Source organism: Tatumella terrea (assembly GCF_039523755.1).
In the GTDB taxonomy this organism is placed as follows: Bacteria; Pseudomonadota; Gammaproteobacteria; order Enterobacterales; family Enterobacteriaceae; genus Tatumella; species Tatumella terrea.
Map to the genome: position 1 here is coordinate 386,671 of NZ_BAAAFX010000018.1, position 26,416 is coordinate 413,086.

General features: G+C 39.5%; 26 protein-coding genes and 1 tRNA gene. 15 read left to right on the forward strand and 12 right to left on the reverse strand.

Annotated elements, in window-relative coordinates; translation table 11 throughout:
- The first annotated feature begins 12 nt into the window (after positions 1-12).
- Entirely contained in the window at positions 13-1,767 is a 1,755-nt protein-coding gene (gene radD, locus ABD035_RS15070; protein ID WP_343870997.1) for a DNA repair helicase RadD, read from the forward strand.
- A 139-nt stretch (positions 1,768-1,906) separates the two neighbouring features.
- Positions 1,907-2,191 carry a 50S ribosomal protein L25 gene (rplY, locus tag ABD035_RS15075; protein ID WP_212713964.1) on the forward strand — a complete coding sequence of 95 codons (285 nt, stop codon included), beginning with the start codon at positions 1,907-1,909 and terminating at the stop codon, positions 2,189-2,191.
- A 58-nt stretch (positions 2,192-2,249) separates the two neighbouring features.
- Here rplY and yejK read toward each other — a convergent pair whose 3' ends face one another.
- The gene (yejK, locus tag ABD035_RS15080) at positions 2,250-3,257 is read right to left on the reverse strand and encodes a nucleoid-associated protein YejK (protein WP_212713965.1); all 1,008 of its coding nucleotides are present in this window, start codon (positions 3,255-3,257) and stop codon (positions 2,250-2,252) included.
- A gap of 280 nt (positions 3,258-3,537) precedes the next feature.
- Between yejK and ABD035_RS15085 the strand changes: the two genes are divergently transcribed.
- The 6 genes from ABD035_RS15085 (at position 3,538) to ABD035_RS15110 (ending at position 9,128) form a co-directional block, all read left to right on the forward strand.
- Positions 3,538-3,765, forward strand: coding sequence for a YejL family protein (locus tag ABD035_RS15085; RefSeq protein ID WP_212713966.1), 228 nt, complete (start codon positions 3,538-3,540; stop codon positions 3,763-3,765).
- A gap of 18 nt (positions 3,766-3,783) precedes the next feature.
- Entirely contained in the window at positions 3,784-5,538 is a 1,755-nt protein-coding gene (gene yejM / locus ABD035_RS15090) for an LPS biosynthesis-modulating metalloenzyme YejM (protein WP_343870998.1), read from the forward strand.
- A gap of 73 nt (positions 5,539-5,611) precedes the next feature.
- Positions 5,612-5,688: transfer RNA gene (locus ABD035_RS15095), tRNA-Pro, on the forward strand.
- Between the two features lie 218 nt (positions 5,689-5,906).
- A complete protein-coding gene (locus ABD035_RS15100) occupies positions 5,907-7,172 on the forward strand; it encodes an integrase domain-containing protein (protein ID WP_343870999.1) in 1,266 nt (421 codons plus the stop codon).
- Between the two features lie 104 nt (positions 7,173-7,276).
- The gene (locus tag ABD035_RS15105) at positions 7,277-8,443 is read left to right on the forward strand and encodes a restriction endonuclease (protein WP_343871000.1); all 1,167 of its coding nucleotides are present in this window, start codon (positions 7,277-7,279) and stop codon (positions 8,441-8,443) included.
- A 388-nt stretch (positions 8,444-8,831) separates the two neighbouring features.
- Positions 8,832-9,128 carry a hypothetical protein gene (locus tag ABD035_RS15110; protein WP_343871001.1) on the forward strand — a complete coding sequence of 99 codons (297 nt, stop codon included), beginning with the start codon at positions 8,832-8,834 and terminating at the stop codon, positions 9,126-9,128.
- A 242-nt stretch (positions 9,129-9,370) separates the two neighbouring features.
- Here the strand turns inward: ABD035_RS15110 and ABD035_RS15115 are convergent, their stop codons facing one another.
- Both ABD035_RS15115 and ABD035_RS15120 read right to left on the reverse strand, forming a co-directional pair.
- Positions 9,371-9,793, reverse strand: coding sequence for a hypothetical protein (locus ABD035_RS15115; RefSeq protein WP_343871002.1), 423 nt, complete (start codon positions 9,791-9,793; stop codon positions 9,371-9,373).
- Complete coding sequence (locus tag ABD035_RS15120; RefSeq protein ID WP_343871003.1) at positions 9,790-10,719, reverse strand: ParA family protein; 930 nt, start codon at positions 10,717-10,719, stop codon at positions 9,790-9,792. Before ABD035_RS15120 ends, ABD035_RS15115 begins: the two co-directional genes overlap by 4 nt.
- A 470-nt stretch (positions 10,720-11,189) precedes the next feature.
- Here ABD035_RS15120 and ABD035_RS15125 point away from each other — a divergent pair, with 470 nt between their 5' ends.
- From ABD035_RS15125 to ABD035_RS15145, 5 genes are all read left to right on the forward strand, one after another.
- The gene (locus tag ABD035_RS15125; RefSeq protein ID WP_343871004.1) at positions 11,190-11,585 is read left to right on the forward strand and encodes a hypothetical protein; all 396 of its coding nucleotides are present in this window, start codon (positions 11,190-11,192) and stop codon (positions 11,583-11,585) included.
- Between the two features lie 511 nt (positions 11,586-12,096).
- On the forward strand, positions 12,097-12,483 hold the full coding sequence (locus ABD035_RS15130; RefSeq protein WP_343871005.1) for a hypothetical protein: 387 nt from the start codon (positions 12,097-12,099) through the stop codon (positions 12,481-12,483).
- Positions 12,461-13,711: a relaxase/mobilization nuclease domain-containing protein gene (locus tag ABD035_RS15135; protein WP_343871006.1), complete on the forward strand. Its 1,251-nt coding sequence runs from the start codon at positions 12,461-12,463 to the stop codon at positions 13,709-13,711. The genes ABD035_RS15130 and ABD035_RS15135 overlap by 23 nt, the downstream gene beginning before the upstream one ends.
- 242 nt (positions 13,712-13,953) lie before the next feature.
- Positions 13,954-14,538 carry a DUF4755 domain-containing protein gene (locus ABD035_RS15140; protein ID WP_343871007.1) on the forward strand — a complete coding sequence of 195 codons (585 nt, stop codon included), beginning with the start codon at positions 13,954-13,956 and terminating at the stop codon, positions 14,536-14,538.
- Positions 14,539-14,541: 3 nt separating this feature from the next.
- Entirely contained in the window at positions 14,542-14,922 is a 381-nt protein-coding gene (locus ABD035_RS15145) for a hypothetical protein (protein WP_343871008.1), read from the forward strand.
- 91 nt (positions 14,923-15,013) lie between these two features.
- On the opposite strand, the gene ABD035_RS15150 is transcribed toward ABD035_RS15145, so the two are convergent.
- The 9 genes from ABD035_RS15150 to ABD035_RS15190 all read right to left on the reverse strand — a co-directional run bounded on the left by ABD035_RS15150 (position 15,014) and on the right by ABD035_RS15190 (position 23,817).
- On the reverse strand, positions 15,014-15,574 hold the full coding sequence (locus tag ABD035_RS15150) for an HNH endonuclease (protein WP_343871009.1): 561 nt from the start codon (positions 15,572-15,574) through the stop codon (positions 15,014-15,016).
- The gene (locus tag ABD035_RS15155) at positions 15,567-16,742 is read right to left on the reverse strand and encodes an AAA family ATPase (RefSeq protein ID WP_343871010.1); all 1,176 of its coding nucleotides are present in this window, start codon (positions 16,740-16,742) and stop codon (positions 15,567-15,569) included. Before ABD035_RS15155 ends, ABD035_RS15150 begins: the two co-directional genes overlap by 8 nt.
- A 64-nt stretch (positions 16,743-16,806) precedes the next feature.
- The gene (locus ABD035_RS15160) at positions 16,807-18,630 is read right to left on the reverse strand and encodes a hypothetical protein (RefSeq protein WP_343871012.1); all 1,824 of its coding nucleotides are present in this window, start codon (positions 18,628-18,630) and stop codon (positions 16,807-16,809) included.
- A 187-nt stretch (positions 18,631-18,817) separates the two neighbouring features.
- Positions 18,818-19,237, reverse strand: coding sequence for a hypothetical protein (locus tag ABD035_RS15165; protein WP_343871013.1), 420 nt, complete (start codon positions 19,235-19,237; stop codon positions 18,818-18,820).
- Between the two features lie 99 nt (positions 19,238-19,336).
- Positions 19,337-19,720 (reverse strand): hypothetical protein, encoded by a 384-nt coding sequence (locus tag ABD035_RS15170; RefSeq protein WP_343871014.1) that lies wholly within the window; start codon positions 19,718-19,720, stop codon positions 19,337-19,339.
- A gap of 9 nt (positions 19,721-19,729) precedes the next feature.
- On the reverse strand, positions 19,730-20,368 hold the full coding sequence (locus tag ABD035_RS15175; RefSeq protein ID WP_343871015.1) for a hypothetical protein: 639 nt from the start codon (positions 20,366-20,368) through the stop codon (positions 19,730-19,732).
- Positions 20,369-20,455: 87 nt separating this feature from the next.
- A complete protein-coding gene (locus ABD035_RS15180; RefSeq protein WP_343871016.1) occupies positions 20,456-21,319 on the reverse strand; it encodes a hypothetical protein in 864 nt (287 codons plus the stop codon).
- 4 nt (positions 21,320-21,323) lie between these two features.
- Positions 21,324-22,610 carry a tyrosine-type recombinase/integrase gene (locus tag ABD035_RS15185; protein ID WP_343871017.1) on the reverse strand — a complete coding sequence of 429 codons (1,287 nt, stop codon included), beginning with the start codon at positions 22,608-22,610 and terminating at the stop codon, positions 21,324-21,326.
- The gene (locus ABD035_RS15190; RefSeq protein ID WP_343871018.1) at positions 22,603-23,817 is read right to left on the reverse strand and encodes a tyrosine-type recombinase/integrase; all 1,215 of its coding nucleotides are present in this window, start codon (positions 23,815-23,817) and stop codon (positions 22,603-22,605) included. Before ABD035_RS15190 ends, ABD035_RS15185 begins: the two co-directional genes overlap by 8 nt.
- 532 nt (positions 23,818-24,349) lie before the next feature.
- Here ABD035_RS15190 and ABD035_RS15195 point away from each other — a divergent pair.
- Both ABD035_RS15195 and ABD035_RS15200 read left to right on the forward strand, forming a co-directional pair.
- On the forward strand, positions 24,350-24,763 hold the full coding sequence (locus ABD035_RS15195) for a hypothetical protein (RefSeq protein WP_343871019.1): 414 nt from the start codon (positions 24,350-24,352) through the stop codon (positions 24,761-24,763).
- Positions 24,764-25,025: 262 nt separating this feature from the next.
- Positions 25,026-26,168 (forward strand): DUF4062 domain-containing protein, encoded by a 1,143-nt coding sequence (locus ABD035_RS15200; RefSeq protein ID WP_343871020.1) that lies wholly within the window; start codon positions 25,026-25,028, stop codon positions 26,166-26,168.
- Positions 26,169-26,416 lie beyond the last annotated feature (248 nt).

Here is a 26,416-nt window from a genome sequence, read left to right on the forward strand (position 1 = left end):
AAGTGACGTTTTATGTCTTTTACGCTACGCCCTTATCAGCAGGAAGCGGTGGATGCCACCATCAGTTACTTCCGTCAGCATCAGCAACCGGCCGTCATTGTTCTGCCTACCGGGGCCGGTAAAAGCCTGGTGATTGCCGAACTGGCCCGCAAAGCGCGGGGCCGGGTACTGGTTCTGGCCCATGTGAAAGAACTGGTCGCTCAGAACCATGCCAAATATGAAGCGCTGGGGCTCAGCGCAGATATTTTTTCTGCCGGTTTACAACAAAAACAGAGCCACCGCAAAGTGGTATTCGGTAGCGTGCAATCCGTGGCCCGCAATCTGGAGGCCTTTGACGACGCGTTTTCACTGATTATCGTCGACGAATGTCACCGGATTGCCGACGACAAAGAGAGCCAGTATCAGACCATATTTACTTATCTCCGCCAGCGACGCCCGGAACTCCGGCTGCTGGGGCTGACGGCAACCCCCTTCAGGTTAGGGAAAGGCTGGATCTATCATCTGCACTATCACGGTATGGTCCGCGGCGACGCGGATGCGCTGTTCTATGAATGTATCTATGAACTGCCACTGCGCTATATGATTAAAAATGGTTATCTGACCGAACCTCAGCGGATCGATATGCCGGTGGTCCACTATGATTTCTCTGCCCTGTTTGCCTCACAGCAGGGGCTGTTCAGCGAGCGGGATCTGAATGATCAGCTCAGCAAACAACGGCGTGTGACACCGGAAATCATCCGCCAGGTGATTGAACTTTCAGAAGGCCGGCACGGCGTGATGATTTTTGCGGCCACCGTCATGCATGCCCGGGAAATTCTTGGTCTGCTGCCTCCGGAGAGTGCGCTGATCAGCGGTGAAACGCCTGCTCGCCAGCGGGACGAAATCCTGGCCACGTTTAAGCTACAGAAAATTAAATATCTGGTGAATGTCTCTGTGCTGACGACCGGATTCGATGCGCCGCACGTGGATGTTATCGCTATCCTGCGCCCTACCGAATCCGTCAGCCTGTATCAGCAGATTGTCGGCCGGGGGCTGCGTCTGTCCCCCGGTAAAACGGATTGTCTGATCCTCGACTATGCCGGTAACCCTCATGATCTGTTCAGTCCGGAAATCGGTACGCCGAAAGGGGCCAGTGATAATAAGCCGGTGCAGGTTTTCTGTCCCGCCTGCGGGTTTGCCAATACGTTCTGGGGCAAAACCACCGCCGACGGTACTATCACCGAGCATTTTGGCCGGCGTTGCCAGGGGATTATTGACTTCCCGGATGCCCCCCGTGAGCAATGTGATTTCCGGTTCCGCTTTAAATCCTGCCCGCAGTGTAATGCGGAAAATGATATCGCGGCCCGTGTCTGTCACCAGTGTCAGTGCATTCTCACCGACCCCGACGATATGCTGAAGGCCGCACTAAAACTGAAAGATGCCCTGGTGTTACGTTGTGCAGGAATGACTCTGCAGCCGGGTAAAGACAGCCGGGGTGAAAGCCTGAAGATCACCTATTACGATGAAGAAACCACGGAAGTCAGCGAACTTTTCCGGCTGCAGACGCCGGGACAGCGTCATATTTTTGAGACGCTGTTTTTAAGGCAACATCATAAGGCCCCGGCCACGCCGCTTCACTGGCAAACGGCGACGGATCTGGCGGCACTGAGTGAGTATTTCCGTTATCCGGACTTTATTGTCGCCCGCAAAAAAGGTCATTTCTGGCAGATACGCCATAAGGTCTTTGATTACCAGGGGCGTTTCCGTAAAGCTCACCAGTTGCGGTGAAGCGCCCGGCGGGTGATTTTATTTGCCCGGCGTCAGTGAAGCCGTTATAATGCCGCGCGCTTTTACATCCGGTAAGAGTGCTTATGAATAACCTTCTGTTGCTGGGTCGCCTGTAACAGAATTACCAAGAGAAATAAGAATGTTCACTATCAAAGCAGAAGAACGTAAAGTGCAGGGTAAGGGTGCGAGCCGCCGCCTGCGTGCAGCTAAAAAATTCCCGGCTATCATCTATGGCGGAAATGAAGCAGCTGTTTCTATCGAACTGGACCACGATTCTTTAATCAACATGCAGGCTAATCCGGAGTTTTACTCTGCGGTTCTGACCCTGGTTGTTGACGGTAAAGAAACTAACGTTAAAGTTCAGGCCGTACAGCGTCACCCGTTCAAACCAAAAATTCAGCACATCGACTTCGTTCGTGCTTAATCGCTGAATTGGTTTAAAAAAAACGCCGCTTAATGCGGCGTTTTTTTATGCAGTCCGTTCACGATTTACTGCTGGTCCGGCGCTGCAACTGATCCCGCAGATTAGGGGGGGTACCTTTAATGGTTAAGGTATCTGTCGCCGGGTCCCAGAAAATACGTTCACCCAGTAGCATCGCATCAAAGTTCAGGGTCAGCCCGCCACCGCTGCCGGAAAATTTGGTCAGCTGACGCAGGGTACTGCGATCCGCCGGGAAGCTCTCTTCCAGCGAATACTCCTGCTCACTGGTAAAGTCACTGAAACTCTTCTCACCCACTTCCGGTAATTCACCAGACAGTTCCCGCACCGTGATCTCTTCACCGGCCTGCAACTGCTGGTTACAGTAGGTATAGACCTGCTGACGATACTCCTGCCGCTCTTTTTTATCGAGACTGGCCTCATCGCAGTAATCATCGACCGCCTGTAACAGACTGCGGTTCTGGGCTTTGGTATCCAGACCGACACTGGCCCCGAGAAAGTCCATAAAGAAATCGGCCACTTTACGCCCTACCCGACCGCGCAGGAAGGTCAGATACCGCAGCGACTCCGGTTGTGTTTCCCATTCGGTAAGATCAATCCGTGCCACAATATCAGCGTGGTTGATATCCAGATAATGGGTGGTGCTGATATCCAGACTTTCATTCACCCGCATACTGGCCTGGCTATTCAGCACAGAGATCAGCAGATACTCGGTAGCGAGATAGCGATAGCGGGCAAATAACACCACTCCGCCTTCCGCGAACGGGTATTTCGCCAGCTCATCCCGCAGACGGCCGGTGGCGGCACGACTGAAGGCTAAAAAATCCTGTTCACCGCGACGGCACTGGCGCAGGGCATCGGCCAGTTCACTTTCCTGGTTGAATAATCCATAGGCCTTATTTTTGGCACTGTAGACCCGATGTAACTCTTCCAGCATCTCTTCGACAGCTTCGCTGGCCGTCAGCAAAGAGTCACGTAACACCAGCTCCAGCTGATCTTCATCACGTTTGATTAACTGATGGACGACAATCTGGTCAATATCCAGACTCATGGCAGACTCCCCTTCTTATGCAGATGCGTATTCAACCATTGCCCCGAACGTCTTTCAATCTTATTTCCTGCCGGAGCCCCACTGAAGCCGGGAATTATTCAGAATATTCAAAATCTCAGCCGCCCGCAGATGAAAAACGGTGCAAGATCAGCCACAATAGGCTACAACAGTCATTAACAAAACAGCCGCTATCCTGAGGCTAAACAGACAATAAAATTGCAGAAAAAAAGTCATGTTTGCAGTAGAATAGCCGCCTTTTACGACTTAGCTAACTGATAATATGCCACAATCATCCCGATATAGTGACGAGCGTGTTGAACATTTGCTCGCTGAACTTGTTGAAGTACTCGAAAAAGATCATGCACCTACTGACCTTTCCCTGATGGTATTGGGTAATATGGTGACGAATCTGATTAACGCCAGCGTTGCGCCTGCGCAACGTCATACTCTGGCACGTTCCTTCGCTGAAGCATTGCAGGCTTCTGTCCGCGAAGACCATGCACATTGATGATGTGATCTGAACCCTATGGTAAACAGCCAGCAGAGCTACAGGGAAAAAGTGTCCCGGATGATAAGCTGGGGGCACTGGTTCGCCCTGTTTAATATTTTTTTCGCGCTCATCCTGGGCAGCCGTTATCTGCTGGTGACTGACTGGCCAGCCTCGCTGGCGGGCAGAATTTATGCTTACTGTAGCTGGGTCGGTCATTTCAGCTTCCTGGTCTTTGCCGCCTATCTGCTGGTGATCTTCCCGCTGACCTTCGTTGTGATGTCACAACGATTGCTCAGGGTGATCTCCTCAATTCTCGCCACCAGCGGCCTGACCCTGCTGTTATTGGATAGCGAGGTTTTTGATCGTTTCCATCTGCATCTGAATCCTGTGGTCTGGGATTTGATGGTCAATCCGCAACAGAGCGACATGTCACGTGACTGGCAACTGATGTTTATTTCAGTGCCGGTCATTTTCCTGGTGGAAATGCTGTTTGCCACCTGGAGCTGGCAGAAGCTGCGCAGCCTGAACCGCCGACGTTTTGGCAAGCCACTGGCCGTGCTGTTTATCGTGGCATTTTTATCCAGCCATCTGCTCTATATCTGGGCGGATGCCAATTTTTACCGGCCAATCACCATGCAGAAAGCGAACCTGCCGTTATCCTATCCGATGACTGCACGGCGTTTTCTTGAAAAACATGGTCTGCTGGACCCGCAGGAATATCAGCGACGTCTTATTCAGCAGGGAGACCCGGATGCGGTTTCCGTGGCCTATCCGCTCAGTGATATCAATTTCAGTCAGAGCGGCAGCCACTATAATCTGATGCTGATCACCCTTAATGGGGCGGATGCCTCTCATCTGGCGACCAGCTTCCCGGCACTCAGCCAGTTTGCCGACAACAATATACAGTTTACGCAACACTTCAGCTCCGGCAGTAACAGTGAGAGCGGGTTGTTTGGTCTGTTTTATGGCATTTCGGCCAGTTATATGAATGGTATTCTGGCGGCCAGAATGCCTTCTGCCCTGCTGAGTACCCTGAATAATCAGGGCTACCAGTTTGGCTTGTTCTCGTCAGAGGGGTTCAGTCAGCCGCTGTACCGGCAGGCGTTACTGGCAGACTACTCTCTGCCTGCGGCGACCTCCCGGAACGATGGACAGACCGTCGATCAGTGGCAGAACTGGCTGCAAAAGCAACAGACTTCAGCGCCGTGGTTCTCGTGGGTTTCACTGGACGGTATCAATGCCAGCGGTAACTCCGTGGCCGCCCGTGAGAAAAATTACGCTCAGAGTAGCGGCAATGCTGATAAGCAAATAACCCGTATCCTCGCACAATTACAACAGAATGATTTGCTGAAAAACACCGTGGTTATCATTACTGCCGGGCAGGGGATCAGCTTCAATAATACCGGTGAGAATGACGGTAATCGTGGTTTATTGCAGGTGCCGTTAGTCATTCACTGGCCTTCGGCTCCGTCGCAACGTATCGGGCAGCTGACCGAGCAACAGGATGTGATGACGACCCTGATGCAACGTCTGTTGCATGTGTCGACCCCGGCGGAAGATTATTCTCAGGGCGAAGACCTGTTCAGTCCGCAGCGTCAGCACCACTGGGTTACCAGTACTAATGATGCCGGCCGGCTGATCATCACTACCCCGCAGATGACTCTGGTGCTGAATAATGATGGTAATTACACCACTTATGACGTCGCCGGAAAACGTCTGCGCAAGCAGCGTCCGGAACTTGGATTGCTGTTGCAGGTACTGACGGAAGAAAAACGCTTCATCGCAAACTGATTATTAATGAGACAGTTAGCGCTTACGGATGTTGCTATTTTTAAAATTATCCGTAGTATATTGCCACAGAGTCCGGCACGTAGCGCAGCCTGGTAGCGCACTGTCATGGGGTGTCAGGGGTCGGAGGTTCAAATCCTCTCGTGCCGACCATCAACCTCTTCAAAGTTTTGTCCAGCTAAGTCCAGACAAGACTATAAACATAGAAAGTACAGTGGGTTAACATGATCCGCTGTACTTTTTATTGTCTAGTGACGTCCATAGTCTTACATTGAAATCCACGATTGATAGGCCTATCTCTAGGCTTAGTCATACATTGGCTTGAAAAGTGATATGCCTATCACTGCTAAGGACTGAAATGGAGAGCTATTGTGGCAAGGCAGACTAAACCTCTTACAAATACTGAAATCAAAAACGCCAAGTGTTCGGAACGTGCCATCGTCCTGTATGACGGAGACGGACTTGAGATCCAGGTTAATCCAGCTGGTTCAAAACTCTGGCGCTTCCGTTACTACAGACCTTTTACAAGCAAACGCACTATCCTCAGCTTCGGTTCCTACCCAGAAATCTCTCTCTTAGAAGCTCGCCAGTTCCGTACAAACTTCCGAAAACTTCTTCAGCAGGACATCGATCCTCAGGAGCACAGGAAAGCGCAAAGACTTCAACAAAGAGAAGCAACAGAAAACACATTCGCAAAGGTTGCTGCGTTGTGGTTCAAGACTAAAGAAGCTGCCGGACTAACCCAGCACACGCTAAACGATATCTGGCGCTCCCTTGGTAAATACGTTTTCCCGCACATTGGCTCATTACCTATCTCAAAAATCACTGCTCAGCAATTCATTGGGGCGCTCGAACCAACTCATTCAGCCGGTAGACTGGAAACTGTCAAACGACTTACGCAACGTATCAACGAAGTCATGGATTACGCTCTCAACGCTGGATTAGTCACCTTCAACCCTGCTGCGAGAATCAGTAGAACTTTTCATAAACCAACCGTTAAGCACCGCCCTACCCTTGCGCCTGAACAACTCCCAATGCTTATGAAGGCTCTCGCATTTGCGAGTATTGGCAGACAGACGCGTTGCCTTATTGAATGGCAGTTGCTAACCATGACAAGACCAGCTGAAGCCGCAATGACCAGGTGGGACGAGATTAACTTTGAAACAAAGGAATGGCGCATTCCTGCTGGGCGTATGAAAATGAAACGTATGCATATTGTTCCATTGTCTGAACAGGCGCTTGCGGTATTAAAAGTCATGAAGCCTATTAGCAAACACAGGCCACACGTTTTTCCCGGATACCGTAATCCGCTTGAACCTATGAATAGTCAGACGGCTAACATGGCGCTAAAGCGCATGGGCTTCAAAGACATCCTTGTTGCGCATGGTATGAGATCGATTGCTTCAACTGTTCTCAATGAGAAGGGTTATCAGCCTGACGTGATTGAAGCAGCACTGGCACACATTGATACTAATGAGGTCAGGAGAGCTTACAACCGTTCTCAATATCTGGAGCAACGACGAGATATGATGGCGTGGTGGGGAAGGCATGTTGAACTTTCAGCAAGTGGCAACTACAGCTTTTCATCAGGATTGGAAAATGATTCAGTAAATCATTACCATGATTTAAAAGTATGATAATTATTTGCATTTAACATTGTACTCAACTACAAGAATAGCAACTCTTCTTTATGATCCAAAGATCATGACTAAGCCTAATAATTTTTAAAGGAAATAGCCTAATGATTTATCAGTGTTACTCATGCAGCAAGACATCTTTCGAAATTATTTGTCCCTGGTGTTCTGGCGGAGTACCAACTGTAACGAATTCATGGGGCACAAAAACGCCCCCCCCTATTACCTCAGAACAAATGATCCCTCTTAATCCCTCTTTTTATCCAGAATTTCAGTATCAGTCAAAAGGAATTATAAAAGACTTGTTCGGGAAAAAGAAAGAGCAGTCCCAACTCAATAGTCTCTTGCAAAATGTTTTAGATAAATATGCAACGTTTAAGGATCCTTATTTCACTAATTTCATTTACACAACAAAGTTTTCACATGATAAGCGATCAGAAAGTGATTTATCGGAAGACAAAAGCACTTATTCTGATTTTGTATTATTTCGTGAAGTACTTGTTCGAAAGGGGTTTAATGAATTGGAAGAGCTGCCAATGCTTTTGGACAAGCTTTTACTTACCACATCATTTAACGCTGTATATAACGGGTTTGCGAAAGAGATCAAAAGACATATCAAACCTACATTAACAGAATCTTTAAAATCATGGATTGAAGAAGCAGGAACGACATTTAGATCTGATCTATCATTGTTTCTATACTTTGTCTGGAGCAATAACATAGCCTTCTCTGCATTAGAATTCAATGAGAACGCACAAAATACTCCCGGCAAACCATTGATCTCAATTGATAATGTTAGAAAGTATATATCAATCTGTGAAACTATATATTTTGACATACTGGTAGAAAGATTGGCTATACGCCTCGAACATTTCAATCCCGATAAATATGTTAATATGTACTCAGTTGATTCAATGAATGGTTTTGAATTTGAAGACTTCTTAGTCAAGATATTCCAAACTCTTGGATACGATGTTAAAGAAACCAAGAGAACTCAAGATCAAGGTGCAGATCTTTTTGTCACTCGTTTCGATAAAAATATTGTTATTCAGGCAAAAAACTATTCTGGCTCAGTTGGTAATTCAGCAGTACAACAAGCTATCTCCGCCAAAACTTTTTATTCATGTGACGAAGCAATGGTTGTTACAAACTCATACTTCACTAACTCAGCAAAAGAACTTGCAGAGTCCGCAAAAGTACGTTTGATTGACAGAAATGAGTTACAAAAATATTTAGAAGATTATAATCAAAAAATAATAGAAGACTTTAAATGATTTAAACACCTTTAACGTTAGATATTTATATTCCTCACTTAGAACAGACATTACTTATGAGCGCTGCTAACTCAAACGTTAGATCATCTTAACCAAGAGTTTCAAGGAAACATGAACAATCATTCAATTAACTGGAAAACCAATTATTCAAGAAAACTCCAAAAGAATCCAATTATTTCCTAATAAAGTTTAATTTCTCACTATATTGATACTATGAAAAGCAGACATTTATATCGCTAGTAATTTATTTAAAAAATTTCAATAGATACCTATAAAGTCAATCCAACTGGTGTCGATAAATACGTAGTAAATTACAATAAAAGAAACACTTGCCATTCTGAACCAAGTATTTCTTATAGCAATCGAATCATAATGAAGGATTAAAAACATGGCAGCATGCCCAAATTGTAAATCAAATAATGTTAGAGAGCGAAATGTTGGAAAAAAAGCTGGTGGTGTAATTGGTGGTATTGGGGGTGCATTGGGTGGAGCTTCTGCTGGTGCGGCAGTAGGTTCAGTGGTACCAGGAATTGGTACAGCTGTTGGTGCTGTTGTTGGAGGTCTGCTAGGTAGATTCACTGCAGCTTCTGCTGGTGCGGTAGCAGGAGCTGTAACTGGATCTGCTTTAGACGGCATAGTTTTTGATAAATATATATGCAGAGATTGCGAAAATACATTTGACTAATAAAAGCATGATAATTTAATTTTTTAATTATAGGCCACCTTATGTGGCCTGTTTTCCGCACCAAGTTAAATAAGACTTTGACAATTTAATCCATAAATGAACAGATTTATTTAATAATTTTTTTACCAATATGAAATAAAACCATAAATAGGTAGGCTAATTTTTTGGAAGGGGGGCTAACCGGAAAGATTCAAGTTAGTTAAATAAAAAAAGCCCTGCTCTCGCAAGGCTCGTTATTTTAATTATTTTTTGCTATTAATATCTTTGATATTTTTATTTTGAATAGCTTCCGAGCGAAGCCGTGCACCAATTGTAGACTCTATAATATTTTCTCTTATTTTTTCAAGCTTATCACTTTTCATCACAGCAACATCGATTGATTTTGCGAACTTCTCGAAATTTGCTTTAGTTTTTAATTTATCATTTAAATACTCAGCTCCAGCCTGTCTGTCCTCAATTAAATTAAAATCGTTTAATACCTTTTCAAAATCGATATTATTTTTAACAAAATCATTATTGAGAGAAGTAGTGTTTTTTTTCTTTTGTATCTTTATAGCCATTTGGTAATCGCCAGAAATTATCTTCTCCACATCTGAATCTGATAAAAAACTAATTGAATCTGTTAGCTCGCTTAATAAAACCTTGATGGCTTTGTAATCTCTCATAATGCTCCCTCAAGATTATCCAAAAACTCGTCTACAAAATCTTCGATTTCGCTCACTACGTCAGAGTGTGTTTGATTTGAATAAAAATTCAAAACCACAGGAACACCATCGCGGGGAGCATCAGCAAAAATTGTTTTGTTTTCTCTAAACAGAGAATTAAATACAGGGACCTTTAACCTTTTTGTTTGCGAAATATATTGCTTTTGAGCTGAAATAGGTTGTCCTGACGTAATTTGTATCATTGTAAAAATCACACCTAAAATTTCAGGGCTTACTCTTTCGAATTCACTATCTTTGTCTGCATAAAAATTAAAATCTTTAACCAATGAGTCAACACTTCGCTTTAGATAGTCAATTCCCAATGTAGATAAATAATCAGGCTTTGCTGGAATTAGTATTTTATCAGAAGCGATTAATGCATTTTTAGTAACGATGTTGAAATTGGGCGGGCAATCAATTAAAACAATATCATATCTTTGCTCTTGTCCAAGCTCATGTAACTCTTGCCTTAACTTCCCATGAACTTTAAGATATTTTTTTTGCGTCTGACTCGGGCTGGCTCCACCGAGCAGAGTGGCCAATTCCAGATCAACATTTATTAATCCTAAATGTGAAGATATGAGATCAATGAATCCACCACTTTTAAACCTTTTATTTACTTCTTCGGGCCTTATTCTAAGATTTGAAAGTGGCATCGTATTTTCTCCCTGACTAATACAATCAAACCAGCTTTTAATAGTTTTATTATCTTTAAGCCTTTCATCCCAAAACTCAGGCTTTATAAAAGAAAATGTCAAACTAGCCTGAGCATCCATGTCCAAGATTAAAACTTTTTTTCCTCGATGAGCGAGTTCGGCTGCTAAATTAGATGTAACTGTGGTTTTTCCTACACCACCTTTATAATTTATGACTGATACTATTTCCATTTATAATCTCCTGACATCATTGGTTATAAATCATTGAACGATAGTTGCTCTCTTTTTACTAAAGAAATGTTCGACTCTGGAAAATCATCAAAATCCTTGCTAAAAGGGGCAATTATGGACCTAAAGATTAAATTTCCTTATTACTTAAAGCGTAGTGTTGGGCACATTTTTGTTGTCTGCGCAATGAAATAGTTAGTAACCACATGGTTAAAAAGCATTGCTAGTCACACCAACCCAGCTAACCCACTGAAATACAACAACTTAATTACAACGGAATAATCCTATTGCCAAATCATATATCAATGAAACTCAAGTGTAAATAGTTTTGCATTAATGTATAAAAAGTGTAATTATATTCATGTAGCTTAACAAATGCTCGCCACTTGGCCTCCCTATTCATAATGAATTGATTTGTTCGGGTGCGGATATGCTGTTATTTATTAATTTTATTGAAATATTTAGGAGGTTGCATGCAACGCATGACTGATTGGCTTAGTGCACAAAGTCGGTATACTTTAATCTCACTTCTTATTGTGTTGGTTTCGCTAGTGGTCTTCATATATTTCTATTATTTCAAACCCAATATATTCGACCATCCCTATGTCCTACTAGCCCCGCCTGTCATAATTGGTATTGGATTAGCACCTTTTTATAAAAGAATTGAAGGGCTTGCTGAATTTATTTTCTCACTAGCAGCCTCCCTTTCTGCACTTACGCTTTGTCTAGATGCTCTTCCTAAATTTGACAATAAGCTATTCCCAACTTTTTTTCAATCCGAATGGGGATATGGTTTATTAATTGCACTGGCATCAATCTCACTTGCAAAAGTGATGAGTATAATCGCTGACTACTTTGTGGAATTATAAAAATAATAATCAAACATCGAATGCGCAGAACTATTTTTTTCTGCGCTTATCCCAGAACATGAAGATAGGAAACACAAATAAATAAGTTAGCGGCAAGTATATACTAAGTTGATTTACATCAGCATCGACTTTTTCATTTGCTACAGAGATCAAGAACACAAAAAAACTGACAAAAAATAAAATCACTAAAACAACTTTTATAGCTTTTTTCATACCGAAACCTTAAATTTAATTAAATATAATTCATTAAATAACACAAAAATAAAAACTGTCAAGGCCAGTCTTGTACCTTATCAAGTTTGCAAACATGTTGAAATTTATTTTGTTAAATACCTCTTATATTAAATAGCAAGAGCTAACTCAGCGAAGCTGAGTAGCCTTGCTTTTTCTGCTCTTCGATTGTAAAAGGGGAAAGTCAAACCCGACATCATTGACATAATCTACCTATCGATTATAAATATATTAGGCATAAGGAATATGCTTATCTTTATATAATTGAAAAGGAGCTTCCATGGATACCACCTATCACCCTCCCCTTGCAGAGAATCTACGTATTCATTGCGTCAGTGTGAGACTAAATAACTCAGAGCTGAATACTTTGGATCATGAGCGAAAACAATACGCCAAAGGCGAATGGCTTCGCATGTGTCTGCTTAAGAACCATGTACCTGTTGTCCCAGAGATCAACAGAGCGGCATGGAAAACGTTTGCCGACATAAACCACAAACTCAACGAGATCTTAAACCACCTGAATGCTAAGCAATCATGCAGCCCGCTGACCAAGACAGAGCTCTTTGCTGTGAAGCGTCAAATCACTGATCTTCGCTCACGACTCATTACGACCGATCTTTGGAGTATCCCCTCTCATGAAGGGCATGCAAAAGATCAAACGAGGTAAGAACTTCGCAGGAGTTGTTCTATACGCGCTAAAGCCAGGCGTTCACCATAAAACTGACCCGGTGGTCATAGGGGGGAACATGCTGGGCGCTTCAGCACCTGAACTGATTACTGAGTTCAACGCTTCTGCTTCACTTCGCACAGACATACTGAAACCGGTATGGCACAACTCGCTTCGCCTGCCACAGGGTGAATCCCTTAAAGCGAAGCAATGGGTTTCATTTGCTGACGACTACATGTCGCGTATGGGATTTAGCGATACGCACCTACGCTGCTATGTCATACATGACGACGAGGCCGGCCAGCATATTCATATTATTGCCACCAGAGTCGACCTGATAGGAGGGAAGCTCTACCTGGGCAGAAATGAAAATCTGATTAGTACACGAGTAATTCAGGAACTCGAGTCAGCACATGACCTGACCAGAACCAAAGGTCCCTCCCCTTTACATAGCCCTTCCCCCGCCAGGAAGCGTAAGAAGCTATCACGAGGTGAGCAACAGAAAGAGAGGCGCGAAGATCAGCCAAGCCCCAAGACGTTCCTGCAAAACACAATTGATACACTCCTCTGTACTCACAATGACATTCCGAGCTTCGTTGAAGCACTTGCTGAGAATGGGATAACGCCCCTTCCTAATATTGCCAGTTCTGGCCGCATGAATGGTTTCTCATTTGAGTATGCCGGAATAGCTTTCAAAGCTTCGCAACTCGGAAAGGCGTATTCGTGGGCAACACTGCAAGAGAAGCTTCTCTACGAACCTGAACGTGACAATCCCTTGCTCTTTGCTTTGAAAGCTTCGGCTATAGGAAGGACTGAGGCTATAGGAAGAACTGAGCCAAGTGAGTTAGTAACAGAAGCTACGAATGAGGATACTACACCGTCACTACCGGCTTCGTTAGAGTCAGAATTTATTGCTCCTCCTCCCCAGCAGGAATATAGAGTAGAGACAGCGGAAACCTGCGAAGCACATACGCCTGCCAGCAGTCTACAAACAGTAATGGAGGCAGCCAGGAACAAAGACTATCTCATGACAGCTGTTGTGAATTGGCTCTTGAGCATTCCCTACCTTCAAGCCTTTGCAAAATTGCTCAAAGAGACAGGTAAAACGTTTCTCCACAGAAAATCCTCATTTTCCGTTATCAATGCGGTCAGATCAGCTGAGCCTGACGTCAAAACTTCAAACGAAACACCTGAAGACTTTTCAAAAAGCTTATACACGCCTCAATAACCAAGCCTCTGAAGAACATCATCTTTCTTAGCTAACCACTTCAAAACACAAAACAATTGATCGTTTTTACAGATCAATTATTAGTTTATAATAGTTTATGCCTATCAAATAAGATCTATCGATCGGTACAAGTGATTTGCTTAAGTTTTGAGCTTGCTCAAAAATGCCCAGTAAAAGCAGTGAACAATCAGCTAGTTACAGACATGACTATCTTCCACTATTGGTTTTACAAGGAATTCAACATGAGCAGCATGAGTATGAGAAAACCCTCTTACTTCCGTTCAATCAGAGTCTGGTTCACAATCGGCGTGGCCGTTTTAATCGTCCTGAAGGCAAAACCCACTGACGCTATGGGAATGCTTATTCTCTGGTGTATCCCCGCCTTTTTCTTACTCGTGACAGCCGGTGTTAGCTATAAGCATAAGAAAGATAATGCTTCTACAGTCGATTACTTCAACGAAGGCAATGACGGCTTCTGGAGCCATGAATTCAACGACTCAAAGCTACTACTTAATGAGACGCAGCAAACTATCACTATCAAAAATGGCAAGAACGAAAAAACGTATCCGTTTAGTTCAGTGATTGGTTGGCGATACGATTTGGAATCTGGTGGCTATGACGGGGGATTTGGAACCGGCGCTATCAGACAGCAAAATCTCAACAACTCAGGTCTTTTCATTGAAGTTAAAGACGTCATGATTCCAGAATGGCAGATTAAGTTCTATCCGCAAAAAGGGAAGTTTCACCAGGACACTGGTTATAAAGATATGGAAATGCAAATTAAACGCTGGTTGAGAGTTCTTTCTCAGGTTATTAACAAGGACTAAATAATGAAAGCTAAAGTTGCAGGAGCTCTATTAACTCTTATCGTTTTATCAGGTTGTGCGTCAACAGCAGGGAATCAATCAATTAAAAATGAGACGCAGCAAAGTATTGCGTCAAAGATTGTTAAAGGTCGAACTACGGAGGAAGATATTCAGAAGCAGTTCGGTGAACCTACTCGTAAGACAACCGTTGATACAAATGAGGACATGTGGTTTTACTCAATCATGAACTCAAATATGTCAGCAATGTCTTATATTCCAATTGTAGGGCTACTCTCGAACGGAACCGACATGAAAAGTAAGGCATTAACAGTCACGTTCCAAGGAGACAAAGTCGCAAACTGGACGTTTGGTGAGAGTAACGATTCTATTCATAATGGCTTTTAGATAAACTAGCACAGTAATTTCCAGGAATGTCTTTATTTTAAGACATTCCAGTTTATTCACATATCTGCAGTAATCATTCTCCAACAGGATGTCATATATATTTTTCAATGACCGGCAACCCCTGAGCCAAATCGAAGTTTTGAATTTCAAATTCGTATAGCTTAAAGAAGTTATATGTATAGCTTCCCTTTTCACTGTTATTTACTACATTATATTTAGTGAAAGCTAAATCTCCTACTTCAACATTGATTCGCATAATATGCTTTTTATATACATCTAGATTTGGATGTATAAACTTATAGTATTTTTTATTGAAGATAAGTCGCCTATGAAAATCTAATTCTATAAATGCCATACTTGCTTTTTTAATCTTCATGTTGCATCTCTTACAAGCTATACTTAAATTTTTTGGAGTAAACATATACTGTTTAAAAACTGATTTAGGAAGAATATGTTCTATATCTATAACCAAGTTAAACTCTCCTCTAAAAGAGCGTTGACAATAACAGCACCTTACGCATTTATCTTTATAATATTTTTTTATTTTATTTTTCAAATCAATTAACTTAGGGTTTTTCCAAACGTCGCCGTCTTCAAGAATTGATAGCCGTATAGCTTCAACATCTTTACGGTCGAATATTAACTTACCCATTTTTTTTAACTTCCAATATTAAAGCAGGAACTTTATCAATGATTTCATGGTGATTCTTGTCATCAGTAAGCCCTTTAAGTTTTTTCAATTCTTTCTCTACTGCACTTTCTGATAAACTAAAATTTAAAGCTTTAGAAATCAATTCGTTTATTAAAAAACTAAAATAACGACTCTCAGGCGTAATGACTTGAAAAACTTCTTTTAAAATCTCCTCGATATTTTTCCCGCTGATATTTGTAATTCTGTTGATTTTTGATTCGCTAATTTTATATATGCTGACATTTTTATCGGAAGAATGTGCGCCTGAAACCACCATAGGAGAATGGGTGGCACAGATAAACTTAGGCTCATAATAATGGAAAACATCATTTAAATGACGAAAATAGTCTCGCTGCCATTTAGGATGAAGACTATTTTCAGGTTCATCTATGAGAATATAGGAGTCCTTACTAATATGCATAGATATCCATGTCAACATCGTTAGAAGCGTTAGCTCACCTGAGCTAGCTTCATTTAAACTGAATCTATACCCTGATTTAAATAAAGCTATTTTTATATCACCTACGATTTTAAGTTTGTTTAGATGATATTTTAATCGTAACAGCGATATTAGATTTTCACTTTCAAGATCAGCAGGTAAACTTTCAAGATTTATTATCCGAGTTAATCTAGAGGAATTATCATCACTAAAAGCCAACTGCCCAGAATTAGCAATACTCACGAACTTTGAAATAAAATTCTTAACTTTCACAATGTCATACTTATCAATTGAATTAGTGTATTCCATTGAGCTTATCTTTTTTGAAAGGTCTTCATCTGCATCTAACTTGAAAGAAATCTCAATTATTGTATCAAAACCAATATATGAAAGAATTTTACGAATAAATTCTAAGGGCATCTCATTTTTGTCATCTAATGAGCTAGACGTTATCGCTTCAATCAGCAAGTTACTTGTCTGGTTTATCTTATTTGAAGGTAATCTATGGTAGTTCTTTATTCTGAGAGCAGGGAATTTATTATGTATAGTGTTTGCTATCGTAATAATTTTAGCAAAAGGCTCAGAATAGACAATTTCGTGAGCAAAATTTGACAACACCCTACTTTTGCCTGCACCGTTTTCGCCTATTAATAAATGTATATTAGAATTTTTTCTAAGATCTGATAACAAGTAACCCCCTAAAATTATTTCAATCAAATGTAATGAATTTTAACTTACAAGTTTGTCACTTTTTTCACAATGAGCTCAACTTTTTAGTATTCCTATCATGAAAACCAATAATGAAAAACTCAGCTCCTGAAGCTCTTATTGCTGAATCAGCGCTAACCAATAACACATCCAATTGCTTTCTGATATTCGAAGATTTGATCTTACTGTATGAAGTTTTGCGAGTATGAGGCTGAATTACAATTACTCTTATCTTTACTTCAGATTTGATATTTGAAAGATGGTCAATAAAATCTATAGCATTTGCTTGCGAGCCATCTTTCCAGCAAAATTTCTTATTACTGTTGCTGACTCTAGCATTAAGAGCATCGATTAAGTTCTTTCTATTAGTATAACGAAGATTCTTAACAGCTTGACTAAGAACAATGTCATGAGCACCCACTGAAATATTTCTTTTTAGACTTTCTGAACCTGCAGCTTTTATATGTATTAGATCAATATAATAGAAATTATTTTGCTTAGACACATGAATAAAATCAGCTTTTTCTCCAGCACCATCATCGCAATATAGCCAACCATTAGGTTTTTCAGTAGTGGTGAAGTTAGACTTATTGGACCAAGATCCGCACCACCTATTTTTAACCCAACAAAACAATGATTTTTTGTTACCAATCTGGTCAAGCATTACTTTTTTAGCATTATCTTCGGGCTTTTCTATGCAAATCTTATAGTCTTCAAAATCTGCCCATATATGTTTATCATAAATAACATCTCTATAATCGGTTTTATAAACTTTCCCATTTACAATAGCATGGCCCGATTGATACCAACACTTTATTAGCTCTGGATATCTGAACACTTTCGAGAAATATTGTAGCTCTTTTTTCCTATTGTTAGTTGCGGAAATTTTAACTTCGAACTCTACATCATACTCTTTTAAAGAAATATCTGCACATAGAACTCCGACCGGTTGAAATTTGTGGAAAACCTTTAACTCTATATTTTTATCATTGAAAGCTTTAATGACTTCATATGTATAATCATGGTGAATGGATTGAAGCAAATCATATTTAACTTTACTTGTGTCATCTTTAAAGTAATCATAGTCGACAAAACTTAAATCATATAAATCTCTAACTTCAGTAAAATTTGATATAGCTGTTGCTAAAATACTTATTGGGTTTTCTAGATCTCCGTCATTTTTTTCAATTTTATCCAAAATTTCAACAACCCTGTTCTCAAAAGTTTGCCAATTTTTGCAAGGACCTCGCCATAAAGAGGATTTATATGGATTGATACCGGTAGTACGACCTTTGTCATCTAATTCTGTCCTTACAGCCGACATGGTAAATGACTGATCTTCAAGAGGATCTAATGTATCAGCGACGCTATCACCTCCTAAAACCTTTGAGTCAGCTTTTGAGCTATTCTTACCGTGGATACCTAACAGCCACAGCATTTTAACTTTATCTTCATTGATAAATAGATAATTAAGTGATTTAATGTCTATAACTTTTAAATAAGAAAGTTTATTTTTAAAACTACTGCGTATCTCATCTTTCATACCTTTTTCTGAGGTATAAATAGCAAGAGTATTTCCAAGGCATATTAAAACAAGAATATGATTTTCAATATCATTGAAATTCGAGCCAATCATCCAGCTCGGTTTCTTTTGAATTTCGTAATGAGTAAAGTGCACTAATGGCTCTCCCGGACGGACATCATCCTCACCACTCGAACTTAACACGTTGATTTCGTTGCTTGATATGTGACACTGAGTGATAACCTCAGTTATGCCATTAAGTATATCTTTTAACTGAGTTTTTTCGGTTTTAACAGCAAGCAATATTGACAAAAAAGGAGCAATCTCATTTTTTTCAAGTCTAGACATGGGAAAATTCTCATTTTTCTTAAATGATCTCATTTTCTAATATGACCGCCAGCCTTTTTTGCTAATTCTGTGATCAATCTCTCATTTAGGCATAAGAAATCTTAGTTAAACATTATGAATATTAAACAAAAAGATACCTTGTGAATTAACTAAGCTTTTTTTAGTCCTGGTTATAAACTTAACCAAGTTATAATCTAGTCCCCTTTCTCTTTTTCTTCCTGGAAGGGATAGATTTCATGAGAATACCTTTTTCGTACTTAACCCTTTCTGCCTGATAGATCCCCTCTGCCTCATGTTCATTATCAATCGCATAGTGAATGAGATATCTAAAGAAGTATGTTAGCTCATGCTCAAACCCTAAGGTATCAATGATACGCTTTGAGCTACATTTAAGTGCATTTGAAAGCATAGAGATTATAGTAAAGCGATCAATTGTGCTGTTCATCTGATCGGGAAGATAGTATTTGATATAATAGCCTACGCAGAAGAGCCACATGTAACGCACAATTCTACTGTGATCAAAGCCAGACTGTTTTAATTTTTCAACATATAGTTGTAAAAGAAGAAGCAATTTCTCTTCTTTTGTAAGAGTATTATAATTTTTCATAGTTGCATCCTTGCAATAATCGTCGTCCTGACGATTAAAAAGTAACATAAAACTTTAACTAGTCAATAGGCAAAAACTATCAAAAAGTTATTTCAATAATTATGGCCGAAATTTTAAATCACTTTCCTGAACACCACATGCTACACAAGCCCTGAACAAATCAATCATATATTCTCTCTGAACATTGATAGTTTTAACATGTTCCTCGATTTTAGATTCCAGCCGTTCAATTCTTTCTGCTGCTGCTTTAAGATTAGCTGGTCGCACCTTAAATTCATTTTTAGTCTTAAGCACGCCTTTCTTTTCTTCGTAAGCAGTTACTATATCTTTGTGCATATATAGTGATTGACGGGTAGGACGTCTACCTATTTTTTTTGCAACGCTATCGCACAATCTTTCCCAAGTCATTTTGTTTGGTGAGGACCAAGATTTTATTGACTCGATTATTTTTCTTTTATCATTCGTAGTAAGAATTCTTGCCATTATCGCCACCTATATTTTATTAGTTTTAAATATTAATTCCTTGTCCGCCCATTTATCAGCACCATAAACACCAGACTTGCTATCTTTATCGGATGTTTTTATTAAATTATCAAATTTTTCTTTAAGCTGTTTGTTTTTTTCGTCAAAGCCAGGATATTTTTCACAAGGCGAAATTGAGTAGTCATGTTCGCAATAGCCACAATCAGTAATTAAATATGCGCCATGCGTCTGGCTGAAATCAGGTTCCGGTTCGCTAACTTTATCGTTAAAACTGCTATCACAAGTCACGCTATCACCAGGCAATGTGCACATGTAATCCATAAGGTGTTCGCGTGAAATATGATTGTAATTGTTGTTCTGAGAAACATTTTTTCTTCCAGACCAGCGGGCTATATCAAAGTTAGTCATGCCACCAAGATGAGCAATAGTATTTAAAAAATGTCGTGCCTGGTGAGTGTTTACTGATAAAGGTTGTTTATCTGAATCGAAAAAACCATGCCTTGCAAAAATGTTCTTTTTGTTATCACTCGATATATCTCTATTAAATTCACTAGCATTGCATATCCTGACAATATTGGACGATGTTTTTCTAAATTCAGAAAGAGCGTACTTTTCCTGTAGGCAGAGAGCATTTTTATACTCAGGCATTAATCCTTTAGATAACCTATTTTTAAAAGGAATATCATTACCAATGAAATCACTACAATTAATACAGCTTGCAAGGTTTCTTGCGTTTTAAGATAACCCTATTAAGCGCGAAACAGCTTTCTTTGCAACTGGTGCCATAATTGTAGGTATCCACTTTATATTCGCTCCATATCCTTTTAGTGAAAATAAGCGAAGCCCAAACCTCTCGATATCCTTACTGTCTACAGCATGAAACTCACAGTTAAATGGTAAAGATAATATTTCAGTTATCCATGACGGAGCACACATAAGCAGAGCAAACACAGAAGTTGTAAATTTATCCTGATCATTCAGTAAACTATCATCTTTGGCAAAAATTGCTGCTAAAGCCTCAATTGATTTCAATCCAGAAAGTTTACCGCCTTCGCTTATTAGCTCTTCAAAACCTTGATACAATTCTGGTTTTGGTGCTTTGACTGGATTTGTCCATGTCATTTTAAGCTTACTACTAATACCATATTTGAATATAATGGTTGAAATTTTTTCTAATTTTTCAGATATATTGAAAGCTGTAGTAGGTTTGTAGTTGCGCTTTGCGATTTCGAATGCATGTTCAAATACTCTTCTATTAATTAACCTGACTTCCGCTACTCCACAAATATTTGTTAAAGAAACTTCAACTAATCTTAACGCTGCAATTAACGCCGAATAAGATTTAGAAGGGTTCAACATATGTTTATGAATTAATATTGCTTTAGCAAAATCACAAAATTTTAAGTCCAATTCTCTTCTTAACTTTGTATCTTTGCCTATACTTGCGGTTTTGAATGTACCGAATCCACGCCATTTAACATCTGCCCACTCAAAACTGAATGTGTAAAGAGCAAACATTTCCTTCCCTTCATTGATATATTCATTCAAATTCTTAATCTGCATACTTTCATTTTTTACGATTTGCAACGTTGTAAGCATTCTTTTATCTCCATTTAATTTGTCTTTTACAACCTTCACAGGGGTGTGAGGCGCTATTACTAGGATTCTCTTTCATTGAATCAGGCATAATTGATTTTACTAATACATTTCCGCTAAATGGTATTATACCCATAAAAACCCCTGCTATATCTTTGAGGTAATGGGTAACTGCTTTATCAATATCTTCAACTATTTTTGGATCATTTCTTATATATACCCCTGCACAGGCTCTTGAACTATGATCTAAAGCGTATGATATTACTTCAATGCTCAAACCTTGCCGAGCCAACTCTGTTCCAAAAGTATATCGAAACCTATTAGGATTAACTTTAAGAAGCTGGTTCGTTCTTGCAGATACAACGTTATGGTCTTTAACGAACTTACTTAGACCATAATATGCTTGTCCTTTAGTTAATGAGAAATCACTCAAATCACAGAACTCCGTACAATCACTGATTAATTTCCTGTTTAAAAATAATGGAATCGATTTGTAATTAATTTCATAATCACTAGTTAATGCTTTCTCTAGCAAGAATTGCATGTTTTCTTCTTTAAGACTTTTTAACTGATCCATTAACTCACTTTCGATTTCTATATCACGATATAAATCTGTTGAGTTAGATCGTTGCTTTAGGCGAGGGACGCTAATGTGTTTATTACTGTAACAGACTTCTAAGTCTGCTAATTTCAGTTTTAGCAATTGACTTATTCTGCGCCCAGTGCTTATCAGTAGTAGTATTAAAAGATAGATTTTCTTATCTAACGTCTTATTTTCAAATGCCAACTTAGACTTTTGCACTATTTCAAGTAATTCACTGTCAATAAATGGACCATTAACAGGATCCATGCTTGCTACCACTTGACCCGCTGGTTTACCTTTAGTTCTGATTTCACTAATAAATGTATATGCTGCAGGCTCTATTCCTGGTAAACAAAGTAGATACCACCTCTTCAAAAAACACTTTGTGTTCATGAAATAACTTTTATTTCCCTTTAAACTATTTGCATGTAAAGCCCAGACGAATTTCTTATCAATCATTTGTGTCGGATAATTGCTAAATGTGTGAATCAGACTTTGAAAAATATTGATTGAGTATGTCTTGCTATAGTTTGCTACGTAGTATAGAAGAGTATCAATCACACTTGCTTGTAAATTAATATCTACATAAACTAGCAATCTTGAAATATCAGTATTCAACTTTTTATTAATCAATTCTATGTCATTTTTTCTTATTTCAACTATCGAATTTTCAGACTGTAGATTTAGACTTTTTCTGTTTAAATTATCCATTTATTAGCCCCTCAACGTCTGCATTAATACTTGCCTGAACCTTTGCTAAAATCTGAAACATTCTTTTCCTAATGTTTTTAATATCATAGGTTGCTGCCATTTGAGAAGCAGGGGACCAGCCCATTGCATAACATCTAATCAGTTCAGTATTAATCAATTTTAGATCGGAGTCTGAATTCTCAAGCTTCACAGAAAACTCATTATTCCATGTATGCCTCAGTGCGTGGCCTGAGAAGTTTTCCAAAATCTTGTCACTTTCTCTTATCTTTTGAATGGTTTTTTCATATCCGTCGATTGACATAGGCTCACCGGATAAATCGCACCCTTTATGACTGATCAACAAAAAATCATGCTGTTTCTTCCCAATATATTCTCTTCTATCTGTAGTGATATAATTATGAATCTTGTTGATTATCCAGTCACTCACTTTTAAGTCACGTTCAAGAGTTTTTACTAAAGGTTGTTTTACTCTGCTGTCATATTTGTCATCATGCCTGCGAGTGATAGAAATTATGTTATCGGTAAATTTTATATCACCAATCCTGATATTCAGAAGCTCTCCTTTCCTTAAACCTAAGGAATAAAGAAGTATGAATATTAGTTCATTTCTTTTTCTTACCCTAAGGCTATAAATGTTCTTATTCGAATTCATGCTCACATAACTAAAAAGAGCTTTCTTTTGATAATCATCTAACGCTCTGACTTTTTTATTATAAAAATCTTCATCAATTTTTTTCTTTGGTTTATATCCCTGTAACATTCTAATAAAATTTTCAGCATTACTATCAGTGTAAGTTTTGTTACCAAGAATGTATTCGCACAACCTGGTCATATATTTGAATGCTACGACAACTCTATAAAACCTTGTACCTGAGGAAACCTTATCGCCTCCTCGAATGTTCACAATATTTCCGTCACATCTTTTAATTGACATGAATTCTATTATACTTTTTATTTGCTCCCTATTAAGAAAACGTCTGTTAACAATAGAATCAACAAGAGATACTCCTTGTTGATCAAGGTGTGAAAGCAACAATCTTAATATTTTCGCTACTGTTAAATTTGTTGTAGCTGATTTACCTACCCTCCTTATTTCATCCTCTAAATATAAATTTGGATAAAGTAATGGTCTCCCTTCCTTATCAGACAATAAGCATATTCTGGAACCATCATCTAATTTAAAAACATTCAATTTGTAATTACTCATTTAACCTCCCGGTTTTACATTTTAATTAACTCCGGGTATCTATATTTTAAAAAATTTGATTTTACAAATTTATTTTTTTGTTTTTTGGAAGGGAGGGCTTTATAGGGGATATTTGGTGTGTATTTTTACTAGTTGTAATTAACTCATAAGAATTACCTTTCTCCTGAGTTAATGGCAAAAATATCTCTACGACCCTTGATAACAAAGGCTATGTTCATTTCTTGTTAATTTAAGCGTAAATTTGAATAAACAAAAAGTGACATACTTTACATTTTTATTTTATAAAAACTTATGAGACTATAAAATCTAGAAATTTAACTCTTAACTCAAATTGTATCACACGTGTGATTTTCTAACAAAACCATAATGGTTTGCATTCTGACGAGTTTAAAATTGAGTGCATTTTCACTCTTTGACGGGAATGAGGATTATTAATCACCTTACCTCTTAGAAACTTAAATAAATATTTCTTCATAAGATTTGACTCATTGTGTTTTTTATTATAAAAGTATGAAGTGCATAAGGAGGACTTGTGATAAATATAAAAGAAAATATAGACGGCCTAAGTTTTTATATTGGGTTAAACCTCGATGAGGTTCTAAATGAAATTGACAGCAAAAGTCCTTTTGAATTTTTCGACACCTACTTGCTAGAACTCATGCCCCGCGAATTCTATGATTTTTCTTTTTATTTGCTCGATTTAATTTCAGACATTCAAGATAGACCAGAGATCACAGATTCAATTATTGACCTCTTAAAATACTTATTAAAGGATAAATTAACTGAAGATTTATATATAGACTTCTCCAGTTATAACGGTATGAAAGAACACTTTGAATTATTACTAGATAATCATCTTACGGAGAAAATTAGATTTGAGAAATTAAATTTAAACGGCAAGATTTCAGTTCGCGAATCAAAAAAACACTCCAGTAGTAGAATTTAACGCCCTCCCTACTGAGTTACTACCATTAACACATCTAAACCCATTAAAAATAAATACTCTCTTTCTTTTCGCAGTAATTTAATCTTTATAAGACTTAGATTACTGCTATATTTAGCAGTAATTCTTTATAAAATCTTTTAACTATTCTGATATTTCACCTTAAATAGATATAAGCTAAACATTTTTGTGTACTTTTTGTACTAAACTTATAGTTGCTTTGTCCCTCAAACTTTTCATTAAACTTTTATAAGTAGGGAAGCCCATGAACATCTTCATTAGCTCACTGATATCTGGTTTTGAAGAAAACCGAATGGCCGTTAAACGAGCCATATCTATTCTCAAACACAACCCAATCATGGCCGAGGATTTTGGTGCGAAACCAGACTCACCTCAAATCACATGTCTGAAAGGCGTGCGAGAATCAGACGTTGTAATCCTGATTTTAGGTTCTCGCTATGGCTATGAACAGCAGCAAGGTTTATCTGCCACTCATGAAGAAGTACTGGAAGCCCGAACTACCAAGCAATTAATTATTTTTATTCAGTCAGGTATTGAGCCTGAGCCAAAACAAGCGGATCTCATCAATGAAGTGAGTTCCTGGGAAAAAGGGCTTTTTTGGGAGGAATTTACTTCTGCCGAAGATCTCTTTGAGAAATCCCTGAGGGCTATTAATCAGCTACAGCTAGCTCATGCGCAATCACCGGTTGACCCGGAAGAGTTGAAAAAGCGAGCTATTACCAATTTACCTAAGGAAAACCAGAACTATTTTCATAGCTCAGCCAAAGTTCAAATATCCATAGCAGTAGGCCCTGATACGACAATTATCCGGCCAGCTCAAATGGGTTCCAAAGCACTGATAGACACCATGTCTCAGGAGGCACTGTTTGGAGCCAATTCGGGACACAGACCAATCTTTGACAGGCAGTCTGGAGTCAACGATAGCTTAGATAGCGACTCATTATGTATCAGCCAGAGTCAAAATCGGGACGTTCACAATCTAGTCAAGCTTTCACCTTCAGGGGACATACTTCTGATCCTGTCCATGCCAATGCAATCAGGTGGTTTGCCGGTAATACTCGAGGAAACCGTGCACGAAACCTTGTTAAAGGGCTTTGACTACGCCTCATGGCTTCTGGCAGAGATAGATAACACGCAACGGCTGACTCATGTTGTTCCCGCCGTGAGCATAGCAGGAGCTTCCTCCGCTGGCTGGCGCACTATTGTCGAACACCAGGCTAGTCTAAACTCAATGCAGTCTTTCGGTATGGGCCAAAGTAAAGAACCTGTGCTTCTACGCCCTGCCTCTATGGTCAGACAGTCGTTTGCCCTGTCGTCAGTCCGTAATTCTCATGTTGAGGACTTTGTAGTTCTTTTAAGACGTTTGTGGAAAGAGCAAAGGTATTGAGATTGCAGCCAACCCTATGTCTAAGGTCGGTAAAAATCCATGTCCATGTTTAAGGCGCTGTTTTAGGCCTAGCGTCAGAAAGTCAAAATCAGCATTTCCTGATACAAATCATTGATTTATTGAAACAAGCTCAAGTGATCTCGTGCCGACCAAAAATCCCTAAAAAAAGCAGCCTGTTAGGGCTAATGCCGGTCACTTAAGGTGACCGGCATTGTTTTTTAAGGGATATTTTGGCTTTTTGGGCCTGA